Source organism: Pseudomonas sp. Xaverov 259 (assembly GCF_019352915.1).
Taxonomy (GTDB): domain Bacteria; phylum Pseudomonadota; class Gammaproteobacteria; order Pseudomonadales; family Pseudomonadaceae; genus Aquipseudomonas.
In genome coordinates, this window is the sequence record NZ_JAAAFV010000057.1 from 215,388 (window position 1) to 232,332 (window position 16,945).

General features: G+C 61.2%; 18 protein-coding genes. 5 read left to right on the top strand and 13 right to left on the bottom strand.

The window, feature by feature from the left end:
* Positions 1-11: 11 nt before the first annotated feature.
* The 6 genes from rodA to K0H48_RS23720 form a co-directional block, all read right to left on the bottom strand.
* Positions 12-1,115, bottom strand: coding sequence for a rod shape-determining protein RodA (gene rodA, locus K0H48_RS23695; protein ID WP_065911239.1), 1,104 nt, complete (start codon positions 1,113-1,115; stop codon positions 12-14).
* A gap of 31 nt (positions 1,116-1,146) precedes the next feature.
* Positions 1,147-3,045 carry a penicillin-binding protein 2 gene (mrdA, locus tag K0H48_RS23700; protein WP_219269414.1) on the bottom strand — a complete coding sequence of 633 codons (1,899 nt, stop codon included), beginning with the start codon at positions 3,043-3,045 and terminating at the stop codon, positions 1,147-1,149.
* A 15-nt stretch (positions 3,046-3,060) separates the two neighbouring features.
* The gene (gene rlmH, locus K0H48_RS23705; RefSeq protein WP_003176297.1) at positions 3,061-3,528 is read right to left on the bottom strand and encodes a 23S rRNA (pseudouridine(1915)-N(3))-methyltransferase RlmH; all 468 of its coding nucleotides are present in this window, start codon (positions 3,526-3,528) and stop codon (positions 3,061-3,063) included.
* Between the two features lie 9 nt (positions 3,529-3,537).
* Positions 3,538-4,032, bottom strand: a complete 495-nt coding sequence (rsfS, locus tag K0H48_RS23710; RefSeq protein ID WP_003215432.1) for a ribosome silencing factor — start codon at positions 4,030-4,032, stop codon at positions 3,538-3,540.
* Positions 4,033-4,101: 69 nt separating this feature from the next.
* A complete protein-coding gene (gene nadD / locus K0H48_RS23715) occupies positions 4,102-4,746 on the bottom strand; it encodes a nicotinate-nucleotide adenylyltransferase (RefSeq protein ID WP_017136048.1) in 645 nt (214 codons plus the stop codon).
* Entirely contained in the window at positions 4,746-6,011 is a 1,266-nt protein-coding gene (locus K0H48_RS23720) for a glutamate-5-semialdehyde dehydrogenase (RefSeq protein ID WP_219269415.1), read from the bottom strand. Before K0H48_RS23720 ends, nadD begins: the two co-directional genes overlap by 1 nt.
* A gap of 174 nt (positions 6,012-6,185) precedes the next feature.
* Here K0H48_RS23720 and K0H48_RS23725 point away from each other — a divergent pair, with 174 nt between their 5' ends.
* Both K0H48_RS23725 and K0H48_RS23730 read left to right on the top strand, forming a co-directional pair.
* On the top strand, positions 6,186-6,869 hold the full coding sequence (locus tag K0H48_RS23725) for a DNA-3-methyladenine glycosylase (RefSeq protein ID WP_219269416.1): 684 nt from the start codon (positions 6,186-6,188) through the stop codon (positions 6,867-6,869).
* A 155-nt stretch (positions 6,870-7,024) separates the two neighbouring features.
* Positions 7,025-8,341, top strand: a complete 1,317-nt coding sequence (locus tag K0H48_RS23730; RefSeq protein ID WP_219269417.1) for a bifunctional DedA family/phosphatase PAP2 family protein — start codon at positions 7,025-7,027, stop codon at positions 8,339-8,341.
* Here the strand turns inward: K0H48_RS23730 and K0H48_RS23735 are convergent.
* From K0H48_RS23735 to K0H48_RS23745, 3 genes are read right to left on the bottom strand one after another with little or no spacing between them, the layout of a single operon-like run.
* A complete protein-coding gene (locus K0H48_RS23735) occupies positions 8,335-8,928 on the bottom strand; it encodes an LON peptidase substrate-binding domain-containing protein (RefSeq protein ID WP_017136044.1) in 594 nt (197 codons plus the stop codon). The genes K0H48_RS23730 and K0H48_RS23735 overlap by 7 nt on opposite strands.
* Positions 8,929-8,949: 21 nt before the next feature.
* Positions 8,950-9,666 (bottom strand): LrgB family protein, encoded by a 717-nt coding sequence (locus K0H48_RS23740; RefSeq protein ID WP_219269418.1) that lies wholly within the window; start codon positions 9,664-9,666, stop codon positions 8,950-8,952.
* Positions 9,663-10,016, bottom strand: coding sequence for a CidA/LrgA family protein (locus tag K0H48_RS23745; protein ID WP_219269419.1), 354 nt, complete (start codon positions 10,014-10,016; stop codon positions 9,663-9,665). The genes K0H48_RS23740 and K0H48_RS23745 overlap by 4 nt, the downstream gene beginning before the upstream one ends.
* A gap of 164 nt (positions 10,017-10,180) precedes the next feature.
* Between K0H48_RS23745 and K0H48_RS23750 the strand changes: the two genes are divergently transcribed.
* The 3 genes from K0H48_RS23750 to K0H48_RS23760 all read left to right on the top strand — a co-directional run bounded on the left by K0H48_RS23750 (position 10,181) and on the right by K0H48_RS23760 (position 13,131).
* Positions 10,181-10,636, top strand: a complete 456-nt coding sequence (locus K0H48_RS23750) for a MaoC family dehydratase (RefSeq protein ID WP_034117724.1) — start codon at positions 10,181-10,183, stop codon at positions 10,634-10,636.
* Positions 10,637-10,741: 105 nt separating this feature from the next.
* The gene (locus tag K0H48_RS23755) at positions 10,742-12,460 is read left to right on the top strand and encodes a C13 family peptidase (RefSeq protein WP_219269420.1); all 1,719 of its coding nucleotides are present in this window, start codon (positions 10,742-10,744) and stop codon (positions 12,458-12,460) included.
* 29 nt (positions 12,461-12,489) lie between these two features.
* Entirely contained in the window at positions 12,490-13,131 is a 642-nt protein-coding gene (locus K0H48_RS23760; protein ID WP_056861956.1) for an oxidoreductase, read from the top strand.
* 117 nt (positions 13,132-13,248) lie between these two features.
* Here K0H48_RS23760 and K0H48_RS23765 read toward each other — a convergent pair whose 3' ends face one another.
* The 4 genes from K0H48_RS23765 to K0H48_RS23780 all read right to left on the bottom strand — a co-directional run bounded on the left by K0H48_RS23765 (position 13,249) and on the right by K0H48_RS23780 (position 16,674).
* Entirely contained in the window at positions 13,249-13,533 is a 285-nt protein-coding gene (locus K0H48_RS23765; protein WP_219269421.1) for a YceK/YidQ family lipoprotein, read from the bottom strand.
* A complete protein-coding gene (gene ubiX, locus K0H48_RS23770) occupies positions 13,526-14,155 on the bottom strand; it encodes a flavin prenyltransferase UbiX (RefSeq protein ID WP_138813688.1) in 630 nt (209 codons plus the stop codon). The genes K0H48_RS23765 and ubiX overlap by 8 nt, the downstream gene beginning before the upstream one ends.
* A complete protein-coding gene (gene mpl / locus K0H48_RS23775; RefSeq protein WP_219269422.1) occupies positions 14,152-15,501 on the bottom strand; it encodes a UDP-N-acetylmuramate:L-alanyl-gamma-D-glutamyl-meso-diaminopimelate ligase in 1,350 nt (449 codons plus the stop codon). The genes ubiX and mpl overlap by 4 nt, the downstream gene beginning before the upstream one ends.
* A 114-nt stretch (positions 15,502-15,615) precedes the next feature.
* Positions 15,616-16,674: a hypothetical protein gene (locus K0H48_RS23780; RefSeq protein ID WP_257627098.1), complete on the bottom strand. Its 1,059-nt coding sequence runs from the start codon at positions 16,672-16,674 to the stop codon at positions 15,616-15,618.
* Between the last annotated feature and the right edge of the window lie 271 nt (positions 16,675-16,945).

Consider the following 16,945-nt stretch of genomic DNA (forward strand, 5'->3'; position numbering starts at 1 on the left):
CTTCACCTTATTCAAACCTGAGCGATCCACTTGCGATGCGTGTGAATCGACATCAAAACCCCAAACGCTGACATCAATGTCACCAGCGAAGTTCCGCCGTAGCTAATGAACGGCAACGGCACCCCAACCACCGGCAACAGGCCACTGACCATACCGATGTTGACGAAAACGTAAACAAAAAAAGTCATGGTCAGGCTCCCGGCGAGCAATTTGCCGAACAGCGTCTGCGCCTGGGCGGTAATCACCAGGCCGCGACCAATCAACAACACATAGATCAGCAACAGGGCGCAAATGCCCACCAGGCCGAACTCTTCGCCCAATACAGCAATAATGAAGTCGGTGTGGCTCTCGGGCAAAAAGTCCAGATGCGACTGCGTGCCCAGCAACCAGCCCTTACCAAATACGCCACCGGAACCGATGGCGGCTTTGGACTGGATAATGTTCCAGCCAGTGCCCAGCGGGTCGCTTTCCGGGTCAAGGAAGGTCAGGATCCGCTGCTTCTGGTAGTCGTGCATAAAGAAGAACCACATCGCCACGGCGACCGGGATGGCGGCGGCCAGCACGCTGAGGATCCAGCGCCAGCGCAGGCCGCCCATAAACAGCACGAACGCGCCGCCCGCGAGGATCAGCAGCGAGGTGCCGAGGTCGGGCTGGCGCACGATCAGGATAAACGGCACGCCGATCAGGATCAGGCTCACCCCCACGTGCTTGAGTTGCGGCGGCAAGGTGCGCTTGGACAGGTACCAGGCGATGGTCGCCGGCATCAGGATCTTGAGGAATTCCGATGGCTGGAAGCGAATCACCCCGGGTATGTTGATCCAGCGCGTCGCGCCCATGGCGTTGTGGCCCATGACATCCACCACCACCAGCAGCAATACGCCGACGACATACCCCAAGGGCACCCAGCGCGCCATGAAGCGTGGTTCCAACTGGGCGATCACCACCATCGACAACAGACCCAGGCCGAACGACGACGCCTGCTTGATCAGCAAGTCCCAGTTCTTGCCGCTGGCCGAATACAGCACGAACAGGCTGCCGGCCGCCAAGGTCAGCAGCAGGATCAGCAGCGGGCCATCAATGTGCATGCGTTGCAACAACGTCGCACGGCGACGCATCACATCCTCACTGGAGAGGATGCGGTCAAAATTACTCTTCACGGGCCGTAACCTCGGTGCTTGAAGGGGGGCCGCCATATTCGGATTTAAGCCTGCCGTCGTCGGCCAACAGCCAAGCGTCCATGATCTGACGCACCACCGGCGCCGCGACGCCGGAGCCGGACTCGCCGTTCTCGACCATCACCGCCACCACGATTTTCGGGTCGTCGGCCGGCGCAAAGCCGACAAACAAGGCGTGGTCGCGGTGCCGTTCCTGAACCTTGGAGCGGTCGTATTTCTCGCCCTGCTTGATCGCAACCACCTGGGCCGTACCGCTTTTGCCGGCAATGCGGTATTGCGCACCGGCTGCGGCCTTGCGCGCCGTGCCTCGGGCGCCGTGCATCACTTGCTGCATGCCGTGGTTGACCTTGGCCCAGTCGGACGGGTCGCGCAGCACGATGTCGGGAATCGGGTTTTCATCCACAGGCTTCTGACCTTCGATGGTCTTGGCCAGGTGCGGGCGGTTCCACACGCCTTTGTTGGCCACCAGCGCGGTGGCCTGGGCCAGTTGCAATGGCGTGGCCTGCATATAGCCCTGGCCGATGCCGAGGATCAGGGTTTCGCCCGGGAACCACGCCTGGCGACGGGTCGCACGCTTCCACTCGCGCGATGGCATCAGGCCAGGGGATTCTTCGAACATATCCAGGGAGACTTTCTGACCGAGGCCGAACTTGCCCATATAGGCAGACAGCCGATCAATCCCCAGCTTGTGGGCCAGGTCATAAAAATAGGTGTCGTTGGAGCGCATGATCGCGGTGTCCAGGTCGACATAGCCGTCACCGGTGCGGTTCCAGTTACGGTATTTGTGATCGTAGTTGGGCAGCATGTAGTAGCCCGGGTCGTACACGCGGCTCGAAGCCGTGACCACACCCGAATCCAGGCCGGCAATCGCCACCGCCGGCTTTATGGTCGAACCCGGCGGATACAGCCCGCGCAGTACGCGGTTGAACAACGGCCGGTCGATGGAATCACGTAACTCGGCATAGGCCTTGAAGCTGATACCGGTCACAAACAGGTTCGGGTCGAAACTCGGCTGGCTAACCATCGCCAGCACTTCGCCAGTGGACGGGTTAAGCGCCACCACGGCGCCACGACGACCGCCCAGGGCCATCTCCGCCGCTTCCTGCAACTTGATGTCCAGGCTCAACACAATGTCTTTGCCAGGGATCGGGTCGGTGCGCTTGAGCACGCGCAGCACGCGGCCACGGGCGTTGGTCTCGACTTCTTCGTAACCCACCTGGCCGTGCAACTCCGGCTCGTAGAACCGCTCGATGCCGGTTTTGCCAATATGGTGGGTGCCGCTGTAATTCACCGGATCGAGGCTTTTAAGCTCTTTCTCATTGATGCGCCCCATGTAGCCCACGGAGTGCGCAAAGTGCGCGCCTTGCGGGTAATGCCGCACCAACTGCGCCACCACCTCTACGCCCGGCAAACGGAACTGGTTCACCGCAATGCGCGCGATCTGTTCTTCGTTGAGCTCGAACAGGATCGGCACCGGCTCGAATGGCCGCCGCCCCTGCCTCATGCGTTTTTCGAAGATCACCCGGTCTTCCGGCGTCAGTTGCAGCACCTCCACGATTACATCGAGGATCTGCTGCCAGTCGCCGGAACGCTCGCGGGTCATGCTCAGGCTGAAGCTGGGCCGGTTATCCGCCACCACCACGCCATTGCGGTCGAAAATCAGCCCACGGGTCGGCGGGATCGGCTGCACATGCACCCGGTTGTTTTCCGACAAGGTGGAGTGATAGTCGTACTGGATCACCTGCAGGTAATACAGGCGCGCAATCAGCACCGCAATCAGACCCACCACCAAAAAAGCGCCAAACACCACGCGTGCGCGTACCAGACGTGCGTCTTTCTCGTGGTCCTTGATGCGGATCGGCTGGGTCATCGGCAATGGCGCAGATTATTTGTGGTAAGGGTGCCCGGACAGAACTGTCCAGGCGCGATACAGCTGTTCACCGATCAGAATCCTTACCAACGGGTGCGGCAACGTGAGTGCCGACAGCGACCAGCGCTGGTCCGCCCGCGCGCAGACTTCCGGCGCCAGCCCTTCGGGGCCGCCGACCATGAAGTTGACGGTACGCGAGTCCAGGCGCCAGCGGTCCAGTTCCACCGCCAACTGCTCGGTGCTCCAGGGCTTGCCGTGCACCTCGAGGGTGACGATGCGCTCATTGGGGCCGACCTTGGCCAGCATGGCTTCGCCTTCCTGACGGATAAAGCGCGCCACGTCGGCATTCTTGCCCCGGGTGTTGAGCGGTATTTCCACCAGCTCCAGCGACAGCTCAGCGGGCAGACGCTTGGCATACTCGTGCCAGCCTTCTTCCACCCACTTGGGCATGCGTGAACCGACAGCGATCAGACGCAGGCGCACAGCCGTTCCTTATTCCTGGTCTTTGTTGAGCTTGTCGAAGTGCGCGTGGCCCACTTCCGGGCTGTGGTGCTTGCCATCAGCCGCGCGGCTCTGCTCGGCGCCTTTCCACAGACGCTCCAGGTCGTAGAACTGACGGGCGTTGCTGGTCATCATGTGAACGATCACGTCGTCCATGTCCAGCAGTACCCAGTCGCTGTCGCCCTTGCCTTCTTCACCCAGCGGCTTGACGCCTTGAGCTTTGACGGCTTCGCGAACCTTGTCGAGCATCGCGCCGATCTGGCGGTTGGAGGTACCGGTAGCAATGATCATGAAATCGGTGATGCTTTGCTTGTCACGCACGTCCAGCACCTGGATGTCCTGGGCTTTAACGTCTTCCAGGGCAGCTACGGCGACTTTTACCAGCTCTTCGCCAGCCAGCTCAGGGCCGGTGTGCGCTTCTACTGGCAGCGGGGCGCTTTTGAAAGTGCCTTTGCGCTTAACTTTGCTTACGTCTTTGTTCGTCATATAAAACTCGTTTTGCTCGTATGTTCGGGCGCTCGCTGCACGAATGTTCGTGCGATCAAGCGCGCCTTTTCAGTTCGACGCACGGTAAAGCCCGTGCGCATCGATGTAGGCCAGGACCGCGTCAGGCACCAGGAAACGTACCGACTTCCCGCTGGCCAGCAGTTGACGGATCTGGGTGGCGGACACCGCAAGCGGGGTCTGCCAGACGAATGCAATATTCCCGTTCGGCCCGGTCAGGGCCAAGGGGTCACTTACCGACCGCGCGGCCAGCAGGTTGCGCAAGGCATCCGGCGGTTCGCTGTCGGCATCCGGGCGTTGCAAAACCAGGATGTGGCAATGCTGGAGGAGTTCCTCCCAGCGATGCCAAGAGGGCAGGCCGCAAAATGCGTCCCAGCCCAAAAGCAGAAACAACTGGTCATCTGCGGCCAACTCGGCGCGCATCAGTTCCAGGGTGTCGACAGTGTAGGACGGTTTATCGCGTTTGAGTTCGCGGTCGTCCACCACCAGCGGCGGTATACCTTCTACAGCCAGGCGCACCATTTCCAGGCGTTGCTGCGCAGACACCTGCGGCATATCGCGATGGGGCGGGCGCGCATTGGGCATCACGCGCAACTCATCCAGCGCGAGGGCATCCGCGACTTCCAGGGCACTGCGCAAATGGCCGATGTGCACGGGGTCGAAGGTGCCGCCGAGCAGCCCGATGCGTTTACCCATCAAGTGCGCACATGACCATCGCCGAACACCACGTACTTCTCGCTGGTCAGGCCTTCCAGGCCAACCGGACCGCGTGCGTGGAGCTTGTCGGTGGAAATGCCGATCTCCGCCCCCAGGCCATACTCGAAGCCATCGGCAAAACGCGTCGAGGCGTTGATCATCACCGAGGCGGAATCCACTTCGGTAAGGAAACGCCGGGCATCGCTGAAATGCTCGGAAACAATAGCGTCGGTGTGCTTGGAGCCGTATTTATTGATGTGTTCGATGGCCTGGTCCAGGTCGTCGACGATGCGGACCGACAGGATCGGCGCCGTGTACTCGGTGTACCAGTCTTCTTCAGTCGCTTCGATCACGTCCGCACCCAGCAGCGTACGGGTGCGTTCGCAGCCGCGCAGTTCCACGCCCTTGTCACGGTAGATGGCAGCCAGCGGCGGCAGCACGCGCGCGGCAATGCCAGCGTGCACCAGCAAGGTTTCCATGGTGTTGCACGGGGCGTAGCGGTGGGTCTTGGCGTTGTCGGCGATGCGGATCGCCTTGTCGAGGTCGGCCGCGATGTCGATGTACACATGGCACACGCCGTCCAAGTGCTTGATGACCGGCACCTTGGCATCACGGCTGACGCGTTCGATCAGGCTCTTGCCACCGCGCGGCACGATCACGTCGACGAATTCCGGCATGGTGATCAACGCGCCCACGGCGGCGCGGTCGGTGGTTTCCACCACCTGCACCACTTCAGCCGGCAACTCGGCCACGGCCAGGCCTTGCTGGATGCACACAGCAATGGCGCGGTTGGAATGGATCGCCTCGGAACCGCCACGCAGGATGGTGGCGTTGCCCGACTTGAGGCACAGGCTCGCGGCGTCGATGGTCACGTTGGGGCGCGACTCATAGATGATGCCGATCACGCCCAGGGGCACGCGCATCTTGCCCACCTGAATACCGGACGGCAGGTAACGCATATCGCGGATTTCACCGATGGGGTCAGGCAGCTTGGCCACCTGACGCAGGCCTTCGATCATGTCGTCGATACGTACAGGCGTCAGCGCCAGGCGGTCCAGCAGCGCGGGTTCCAGGCCATTGGCACGGCCGTTGGCCAGGTCCAGCTCGTTGGCGGCGGCCAGCTCGGAGCGCGAAGCATCCAGAGCATCGGCGGCAGCCAGCAGGGCACGGTTCTTCTGCGCAGTGCTCGCACGGGCGATCAACCGCGAGGCCTGCCGGGCAGCGCGACCCAGGCGGGTCATGTAGTCAAGAACGGACTCAGTCATGGTCAGGGAGTCTTGGCAAAGAGGAAAGCGGCAGATTATAGCTGTGACGCCGCCCGACTGACAGCGGTGAGGGGCGGATGGTCGAAATGAACTGTAAAAACTTGGGGTTCAGCGGTAATTAAGGTGGGAGTTGTTATTATTCGGTCACATTTAGCCGTATTAACCCTTACCGCCATGTCCAGTTTTGCCCCCCAACTGCCCGCCAGCGCCCTGCCCGACAGCTTCTTCGACCGTGACGCGCAACTACTTGCGCGCGAATTGCTCGGCAAAGTCATCCGCCACCGCGTCGGTGAAACCTGGCTTTCGGCGCGAATTATCGAAACCGAAGCCTATTACGTGGCCGAAAAAGGCAGCCATGCCTCACTCGGTTACACAGAAAAGCGTAAGGCTTTGTTTCTGGATGGTGGGCACATCTACATGTATTACGCCCGTGGCGGCGACTCGCTGAACTTCAGCGCTCACGGCCCCGGCAATGCGGTGCTGATCAAATCGGCTTATCCGTGGGTCGATGAAGTGTCCGGCCCGGCAAGCCTGGCGCAGATGCTGCTCAACAACCCGGACGCCAACGGCCACCCGCGCCCATCGCAAAAACTCTGCGCCGGCCAAACGCTGCTGTGTAAGGCGCTGGGCCTGAAAGTGCCGATGTGGGACGCCAAGCGCTTCGATCAGGAACTGCTGTTTGTTGAAGACGTTGGCCAAACCCCGACACAAATCATCCAGACCACCCGCCTGGGCATCCCCAGCGGGCGCGATGAACACCTGATGTACCGCTTTGTGGATGCGGGTTATGCGCCGTATTGCACCCGGAACCCGCTGCGTCGGGGCCAGGTCGAAGGCCGTGATTATTTTTTGATTTGAACAGACTGAAGCAGCCCAGCAGATCGAATGTGGGAGCTGGCTTGCCTGCGATAGCGGTTGAACATTCACTCTCGAGGTGACTGACACGCCGCCATCGCAGGCAAGCCAGCTCCCACAGTTGATCGCCACTGCCGACACAAATGGAGTGACGTTTTATGGGCCAATGGCTCGATAGCATTACCGGCTGGCTCACCCTGAACCCCGAATGGCTGGCGGTGGCGGTATTTATCGTCGCGTGCGTGGAGTGCCTGGCCATCGCCGGTCTTATCGTGCCAGGCACGGTATTGCTGTTTGCCATTGCGGCCCTGGCCGGCAGCGGCGCGCTGTCATTGAGTGAAACCTTGCTGCTGGGCTTTCTCGGCGGCTTGCTCGGCGACGGAGTTTCCTACTACCTCGGCCGACACTTCCATCAGAATATCCGGCGTTTGCCCGGTTTACGCCACCACCCGGAATGGATGAACGGCGCCGAAACCTACTTCCACAAGTACGGCATCGCCAGCCTGCTGGTCGGGCGTTTCATCGGCCCGCTGCGCCCCATGCTGCCAATGGTGGCGGGCATGTGCGACATGCCGTTCCCACGTTTTGCCGCCGTGAGCATTGTGGCCGCCGCCGGCTGGGCGGTGGCCTACCTGCTGCCGGGCTGGGCCACCGGCGCCGCCTTCCGCCTGCCGCTGCCGGAAGGTTTCTGGCTGGAGGCCGGGATTGTGGCCGGGTGTATCGCGGTGTTGCTGGGGCTGAGCTTGAACAGCAGCCTGCGCGGCCATCGTCGCGCCACCTTGTGGGTCGGTTGCGCCAGCCTGACCTTGTTGATCGCCTTGTTTATCGGCTATCCCCACCTCAACCACTTCGACCAGGGCCTCAGTGCGCTGGTCCAGGAACATCGCAGCCCGTGGCTGGACGAGGTGATGGTGCGGATTACCCAATTGGGTGAATTCAGGAAGATGTTTATCGCCAGCGCGATTTTCACTGGCCTGCTGCTGGTGGCGCGGCAATGGCGACATGCCGTGTTCGTCGGCGCCACGCTGGCTGGGGCGGCGGTGATCAACACCGGCACCAAGCTGTTTTTCGCCCGTGGCCGCCCGGAAATCCTCACCGACCCACTGACCAGTTTCAGCATGCCCAGCGGCCACGCCTCCGGCGCGTTTGCCTTTTTCCTCGCGCTGGCGGTGCTGGCCGGGCGCGGGCAACCGACGCGCCTGCGCCTGACCTGGATGTTGCTGGGCTGTATTCCCGCCGCCGTCATTGCCTTGTCGCGGGTGTACCTGGGCGCGCATTGGCCGACGGACATCCTCGCCGGCACCTTGCTGGCAATGACGGTGTGCGCTTTCAGCCTGGCCATCAGCCAGTACCGAACCCCGCTACCGGCCATGCCGCAAAAAACCTGGTGGCTGTTACTGCCGGCCATCGTCGCGGTGCTGGGCTTTATCGCCCTCACCGGCACCCCCCACGCGATGCTGCGCTACGCCTACTGAGTAAAGAGTTCGCCCTGCAACTCGTCGAGCAGCATCTGGATCGCATCCAGGCGCTGCTGCGGGTCATCGAGTTGCAGCAGGTCGATCTTGTCGGCCTCGGTGAACGGCAGCAGATACGCCAGCTGATTGCCCAAGGCTTGCTGGCCCTCGGCATGCGCGTCCATGTCGAGCGAGGCCACCATCGGGTGCTCGGCCAGGGCTTGGAGCAACGCCAGCAGGTCGGCGTCTTCTTCTTCCAGGGGTTGGTCGGGCAGTTCTTCGAGCCATTGCACCTCGGCCACCAGCAACTGGTCCTTCTGCACGCCGGCGTCACGCACGCGAAAGCGCCGCCCGCCTTCGACACGAATGCCCAGCAGGCCGTTGTCCTGCTGTTTGAAATCGCGGATCAGCGCTTCACAGCCGATCAGCGCGTAGCCGTCCGGAGCCATGCCGACTTCCTTGCCATCGAGGATGCACACCACGCCAAAGCTTTCGCCCTTTTTCATACAGCGGCTGATCATGTCCAGGTAGCGCGCCTCGAACAGTTGCAAGTCGAGGGTGCAGCCAGGGAACAGCACGGTATTAAGCGGGAACAGCGCCAGACTCATAAAGGTTTCCTTAAACCTGGTTTAAACAATCACCGACACGGCCAACGGCAGGAAAACCGCCGTGCCCACGCCCATCAGACTCATCGCCAGCGCCGCAAAGGCGCCGCACTCTTCACTTTCCTGCAAGGCCACCGAGGTGCCGACGGCGTGGGCGGTCATGCCCAACGCCATGCCGCGCGCCTCGGGGCTGTGCACGCCCAGACGTGACAGGTACGCCGGGCCGATCATCGCGCCAATCACCCCGGTAATCAGCACAAACACGGCCGCCAGCGCGGCCACGCCGCCGATCTGTTCAGCCACCAGCATGGCAATCGGCGAGGTCACCGACTTGGGCGCCATGGTCATCAGCATCATATGTTCGGCGCCGAACCACCAGCCCAGCAGCACACACAAGCCAGTGGCCACCAGGCCGCCTAACACCAGCGTAGTAAAAATCGGCCAGAACAATTGACGAATCCGTCGCAGGTTCAAGAACAGCGGCACCGCCAGCGCCACCGTCGCCGGGCCAAGCAGGATGCCCATGATCTCGGTGCTCTTGCGGTATTCGACGTACGTCAGGCCGCAACTGAGCAACACGCCGATCACCAGCAGCATCGACACCAGCACCGGCTGCAGGAAGATCCAGCGGGTTTTCTCGAACGCCGCCAGCACCAGCTGATAGGCGCCAAGGGTGATGCCGATGCCGAACAAGGGGTGATGAATGACGGCCGACCACGCGCCCTGCCAGTCGCCGATCATTGATCGTGCTCCTTGCGCTTGACCATGCGCTGCATCAGCACACCGACAAAGCCCATGGCGATCACCAACGACAACACCAGCGCGCCGATGATGGCCCAGAAATCGGCGGCAATATCTTTGGCGTAGACCATTACACCCACTGCTGGCGGCACCAGCAGCAACGGCAAGTAACGCAAGAGGCTGCTGGCGGCCAGACTCAGGGGCTCGCCGACTTCACCGCGCCAGATCAAAAAACCGAGCATCAGCAGCAAGCCGATGATCGGCCCCGGCAGCACCGGCAACAGCAAATGGTTGATCGCGGTGCCGATCAGTTGGAACAGCACCAGCCAGGTCAGGCCCCGTAACAGCATCGCTCTCTCCCCCTCTAAAGCTGGGACGCATTATAAGCACGCCCGCCGTATGCTTCGGCATTCGCCAAAAGCATGGTGGGTTGACCGGGTGGGTTGCCCATGATGATCTACATTGGTTCTCTGTAACCCATAAAAACAGAATCGATGAACCAAGGAGAGTCGCAATGCCCTATGTACCTGTAGCGCAGCTCAAAGATTATGTCGGCAAGGAACTGGGACGTTCCGAATGGCTCACCATCGACCAGGCGCGTATCAACCTGTTCGCAGAAGCCACCGGCGATCATCAGTTCATCCACGTCGACCCGGTCAAAGCCGCCAAGACCCCGTTCGGCAGCACCATCGCCCACGGTTTCCTGTCGCTGTCGCTGATGCCCAAGCTGATGGAAGACATCCTGATCATGCCCGAAGGCCTGAAGATGGCCGTCAACTATGGCCTGGACAGCGTGCGTTTTATCCAGCCGGTGAAGGTCGATTCCAAGGTCCGCCTGAACGTCACCCTCACCGACGTGACCGAGAAAAAACCTGGCCAATGGCTATTTAAGGCCACCGCCACCCTGGAAATCGAAGGCCAGGAAAAACCTGCTTACATCGCCGAGTCGCTGTCACTCTGCTTCGTGTAAGGCCGGGCCTGTGGCGAGGCAATAAACCTTGCCACAGTGTATGTAAATTTATGTATGAAACTCGCAGCTGCGGCATACTCGGCGCTTAATTATCCGGATCCCGCTATGCGCCCACTCGCCCCCCTTGCCCTTGCCCTGTTGCTCACCGCTTGCGGAGACGGCGAATCGCTGTTGCCGCCCGATGCGCGCCTGCCCGACGGCGGCCGTTACCGGGGTGACGTGGTCAACGGTTTGCTGCAAGGCCAGGGCCGCGTGGACTACCCCAACGGCAGTTGGTACGCCGGCCAGTTCGACAAAGGCCAGTGGCACGGCCAGGGCGAATGGCATGGCAGCAATGGCGAGGTCTACAAAGGCCAGTTCCAGCAAGGCCTGTTCGACGGCCAGGGCAGCCTGACCACAGCGGGCAGCAGCTACGTCGGCGGTTTCAAGAACGGGCGACGCAACGGCGAAGGCACCCTCAAAGAGGGGCAGATGACCTATCGCGGCGAATTCAAAAACGATCAATATTCCGGCCTTGGCCGCCTCGAGCTGGCCGACGGCAGCCAGTACCAGGGCCAGTTCGTGCACGGCAAACCGAATGGCGAAGGCCAGCGCAACGACGACAGCGGCAACCAGTTCAGCGGCCGTTTTGTCGATGGCCAGCTTGAAGGCAACGGCACCTTCAACAGTGCCGACGGCGATATCTATGTGGGCCAGTTCAAACAGAACCAGCTCAACGGCAAAGGCCGTTATGAAAACGCCGACGGCGATGTGTGGATCGGCCAGTTCAAGGAAGGCGCACTCAGCGGCAAAGGCGAGTTGATCGGTGTGGACGGCAGCCACTACGTGGGCCAGTTCAGCGAATGGCGCTTCAGCGGCGAGGGCCGCCTGAACCTCACCGACGGCAGTTTCTATGTCGGCGGTTTCGACAGCGACAGCTATCAAGGCAAAGGCACCCTGGTGCTCACCGACGGCACGGTGCAGGCCGGCACCTGGGTCAACGGCATGCGCGTGCGCGATGCCGATGGCAAGTTGCTGCCCGACCCGCTTGAGGTCGGCATACTGGCCCAGGGCCGCCTGCTCGATGCCGCGCTCGCCGCCGTGCCGCCCTCCACGCCCGCTGTCGAGCTGTACACCCTCGTATTGGCCGGCGATGGCAAACAAAGCGTGTTCCTGCGCGAAGCCGACTACGTCAGCAACATGCTCGCCACCCGCTTCGGTGCGCGCGGGCAGATTCGCCTGGTCAACCATCGCGACCACATCGCCGACCGCCCGTTGGCTACCCGCGAAAGCCTGCGCCGCGCCGTGCAAACCCTGGCCGAGCGCACCGGGCCGCAAGACCTGGTGTTTATCTACATGACCAGCCACGGCACCCACGAACACGAACTGGTGCTCGACCAGCCGCGCATGGAACTGGCCGACCTGCCCGCCGATGAGCTGGCCGCCGTGCTTGCGCCGCTCAAGGAGCGTGACAAGATCATCGTGATTTCCGCCTGTTATTCCGGCGGGTTTATCCCGGCCTTAAAAGACGAACACACCCTGATCATGACCGCTTCGCGCGCGGATCGCGTGTCCTTCGGTTGTTCCGAGGAAGCGGACTTCACCTACTTTGGCGACGCCCTGTTCGCCCAGGCCTTCAACCAGACCGACGATTTGCAACAAGCCTTCAAACTGGCGCAGTTGCATGTGGCCGAACGTGAACAGGCGGACAACTTCGAAGCCTCTGAACCGCAGATCTGGGCGCCCAAAGGCGTGATCGCCCACTGGCAATTGTTACGTAAACAGCAGGCACGAAAGGCGCTCGAAAGCGTCTCAATGAATAGCAAGGAAGCCAAAGGCAACTAAGCTGTAACGTGTAACAAGGGGGAAACACCATGTACCTGACACCTCAGCATATCTTGCTCGCCGGCGCCTCCGGCCTCACCGGTGAACACCTGCTCGACCGCTTGCTCAACGAACCCACGGTGACCCGCGTACTGGCACCTAGCCGCAAGCCACTGGCCGAACATCCGCACCTGGAAAACCCGGTGGGCGACCCAGCGGTGTTCCTGCCGCAACTGAGCGGCCAGGTGGATATCGCCTTCTGCTGCCTGGGCACCACGATTAAAAAAGCTGGCTCAGAAGAAGCCTTCCGCGCGGTCGACCTGGACATGGTGGTGGCCTTCGCCAAGCGCGCACGGGAGATGGGCGCGCGGCACTTGATCGTGATCAGCGCAATTGGCGCCGACCCGAAATCCTCGATTTTCTACAACCGCGTCAAAGGCGAAATGGAACAGGCGCTCAAAGCCCAGGACTGGCCGCAACTGACCATCGTGCGGCCTTCGTTGCTGCTGGGGGAACGTTTGGAAACGCGCCTGGCCGAGAAGATCGCCGGGCCGCTGTCGCGGTTGATTCCGGGCAAGTACCACGGTATCGAAGTCTGCGAACTAGCCCGCGCCATGTGGCGCCTGGCGCTGGAAGAGCAAGATGGCGTGCGGGTGGTGGAGTCGGATGAGTTGCGCAAGCTCGGCAAATGATCGTTCCCACGCTCTGCGTGGGAATGCCGCCTGGGACGCTCCGCGTCCGCTCTTGAGGGTCGTGACGCAGAGCGTCACAAGATTCGCTCCCACGCAGAGCGTGGGAGCGATCGGGGGTTAAAGCCCGCCGGTTGCGTTAAACCCCACGCCCAACACCGTCAATACCGACAACGGCAACAACAAGGTATCGAGCAATGCACTGGCCGGCAGGTCCACATGTGGATAGCTCGGCGCCTCAGCGCCAAAGCGGTCCTTGGCGCAACAGCCGCCGTTGATCGCATACAAATCCAGCCGTGCGCCGGCATACACCACCGGCGCCCCAGGTTGCGCGGCATCCAGCGTGCGCGCCGTGGCGCAGCCCGTCAGCTGCAGCGCCAGCACCACCAGCAGCGCCTTATTCATCACTGCTCAAATGATGTTCGCCCCAACGCGGCAGCATGTCCTGGGGAATGTTCAGCAGGTTGAGGATGCGCGCCACCACAAAGTCCACCAGGTCATCAATGGTTTGCGGCTGGTGATAAAAACCCGGCGAGGCCGGCAAGATGGTCACGCCCATGTTCGACAACTTGAGCATGTGCTCCAGGTGAATGCTCGAATACGGCGCCTCGCGCGGCACCAGGATCAACTGGCGGCGCTCCTTTAAAGTCACGTCCGCCGCACGTTCGATCAGGTTGTTGCAAGCGCCCGTGGCGATGGCCGACAAGGTGCCGGTGGAGCACGGCACCACCACCATCGCCGCCGGCGCACCGGAGCCGGACGCCACCGGCGACATCCAGTCCTCTTTAGCGTAAACCTTGATCTGCCCCGCCGCCGCACCGGTGTACTCGGTAAGGAAGGCTTGCATCATCTGCACTTTGGGCGGCAGTTGCACATCCGTTTCGGTGGCCAGCACCAGTTGCGCGGCCTTGGAGATCAAAAAATGCACCTCGCGGTCTTCGCGCACCAGGCAATCCAGCAGGCGCAGGCCATACGGCGCACCGGAGGCACCGGTCATCGCCAGGGTAACGCGTTCCGGGCCGCTCACTTCAACGCCTCGGCCAGTTTGCCGTGCAGGCCGCCGAAGCCGCCGTTGCTCATGACCACCACATGGGTGCCGGGCTTGGCTTGGTGTTTGACGTGTTCAATGATCGCGTCAATAGAATCACACACGATCGAGGGCACCGTGCACAGCGCCGCAATCGCCGGCAGATCCCAGCCGAGGTTAGTCGGCGCGTACCAGACCACCTGGTCGGCGTCGTTGACGCTTTCCGGTAAACCATCGCGGTGCGCGCCAAGCTTCATGGAATTGGAGCGCGGCTCAATAATGGCAATGATATTGGCATCCCCGACGCGCTTGCGCAGGCCATCCAGTGTGGTGGCAATGGCCGTTGGGTGGTGAGCAAAGTCGTCGTAGATGGTAATACCATTTACCTCAGCGACTTTTTCCATGCGGCGTTTCACGCTCTTGAATGCGCTCAAGGCAGCGATGCCCATGGACGGCACCACGCCCACATGCCGCGCGGCTGCCAGGGTGACCAGGGCATTGGCGACGTTATGCTGACCGGTCATGTCCCAGTCGACGACGCCTTGGGCCTCGCCTTCGAACAGCACTTCAAAGCGCGAGCCGTCTTCGCTGAGCAAGTTGACTTGCCACTGCCCGCCCGCGCCGGTGGTTTGCACCGGCGTCCAGCAGCCCATGTCGATCACGCGCTTCAAGGCCGGCTCGGTAGTCGGATGAATCACCAGGCCTTCACTCGGGATGGTGCGCACCAAGTGGTGGAACTGGCGCTCGATGGCAGCCAGATCAGGAAAGATGTCCGCGTGATCGAACTCAAGGTTATTGAGGATCGCCGTGCGCGGGCGGTAGTGGACGAATTTGGAGCGTTTGTCGAAGAAGGCGCTGTCGTACTCATCGGCCTCAATCACAAAAAATGGCGTGTCGCCCAGGCGCGCCGACACCGAGAAATTCTGCGGCACACCGCCGATCAGGAAGCCCGGGCTCATGCCCGCGTGCTCCAGCACCCAGGCCAGCATGCTGCTGGTGGTGGTCTTGCCATGGGTGCCCGCCACAGCAAGCACCCAGCGGCCTTGCAGCACATGGTCGGCCAGCCATTGCGGGCCGGAGACATAGGGCAGGCCCTTGTTGAGTACATATTCGACCGCCGGGTTACCACGGGACATGGCGTTGCCGATCACCACCAGATCCGGGACCGGGTCGAATTGCGCGGGGTCATAACCTTGGGTCAGCTCAATACCCTGGGCCTGAAGCTGCGTGCTCATGGGCGGATAAACGTTGGCGTCGGAGCCGGTGACGTGATGGCCCAACTCTTTGGCCAGAACCGCCATCGAGCCCATGAATGTGCCGCAGATACCCAGAATATGAATGTGCATAGTTGACCTCGTAAACATCGAGGCAGGTTAGCGCAGGGAGTAGGAAATCGCACCTTTTAAACGGATGCAGCGCGAGCGAAATGCGCCAGGCACTTCGCTCGCAGGTGCCTGCCGTCAGGCGGTGGTGGTTGTTTCAGTTTCGCGCTGGCTGGCTTTCATTGCGGCGAGCAGACGCAGGTTTTCATAAGACTCAAGCATGCGTTGGAACTTCTTTTCAATCAGGTCAAGACGCCCTTTTGTATCGGCAGGTATGGGTTCGCCGGGTCTATAGGGTTTAAAATTGATGCCATTGCGCCGAGTGGCTTTTTTCAAGTGTTGTTCAGAGAACCCGAGTAACTTTTCCAGGTTACTCAAGCGCCCGGCTTCATCGGTTGGCCAACGTTCATCCTTGGTATATACGCGGTCGGTCTCGCCCAACAGAATCATGACGGTAGAGGCCATACCCAGCAGTTTCGTCTCGAAGTCATCCAGGCGCGGGCCGATCGTATCCGTAGGGGCTGGTGTCGCATCAATTGGCTCGACAGGGGCGCCATTCTTGGGCGCAACGGTGGCGCCCGGCAAAAACGGTGGCGGCAATACACCAGGGGCGTACGAAGACTTTATTCGCTCGCCGGTGGCCACGGAGCCAGCATAGGCTGCTACGTTGATCGGCGCGCTGACCATCCCGGTAATGCCGGCGCTGATAGCCGCATCACGGGCCACGCGCAGGGCACTTGGCCCGGTATCAATCACACCCGCCTTCACCAGTCTATCTGCGTCTAACACTCGTTTAGCGGCCTCGGCGACACTCACCGGTGCCTGCTTGCGTAGATTCGCCATCATCAGCTCGTCACTGGCCGTTATTTTATTGGCATGGATGACGGTTTTTCCGGCGTCTTTAAAGCCGCCACCCGCAGGCTTGGGTGCAGGTCCGGGTTTGGGCGCGACGGGTTTTGGTGCAGGTTTAGGCGGCAATGGCGGGCGCGGTGGTACTGGTGGCGGCGTGGGTATGTGCGGCGTCCGTCCTCCACGCCAGCCCTTGAAAAGAAAGTTCAGGCTTTTAACCCCTAACTCTTTCTGCGCTAAAGGGAAATGGTCGAGATCACCTTTATACCGTTCGGGCTGCGCAGGAGCCGTGTTATCCAATACAGGTACTTGGGGTATGAGAGGAATGATTGAAGTGGTGATGTTCATCGTGTTCACCCGAATGATTGTTATTATATGAAACCAACGTAATCAGTTGCCTTGATTGAGTGGGCAATGACTTATGAGTGGTTCCGTAAGAGCAACCCACTGCAAGGCGTACGACACTGGCGCTCACTTTAGGGTGGTCGCTGCACTTCGCGTGGTCACGTTCACGTCAGACGATGGCTGTAAATCTGGCGTAGGCAGGGTAACCAATGGATTAATAGCAGCAGGCACGCTACCTAACCAAGAAAAGCCACCCGCAGCGCTGCCAGGCTGA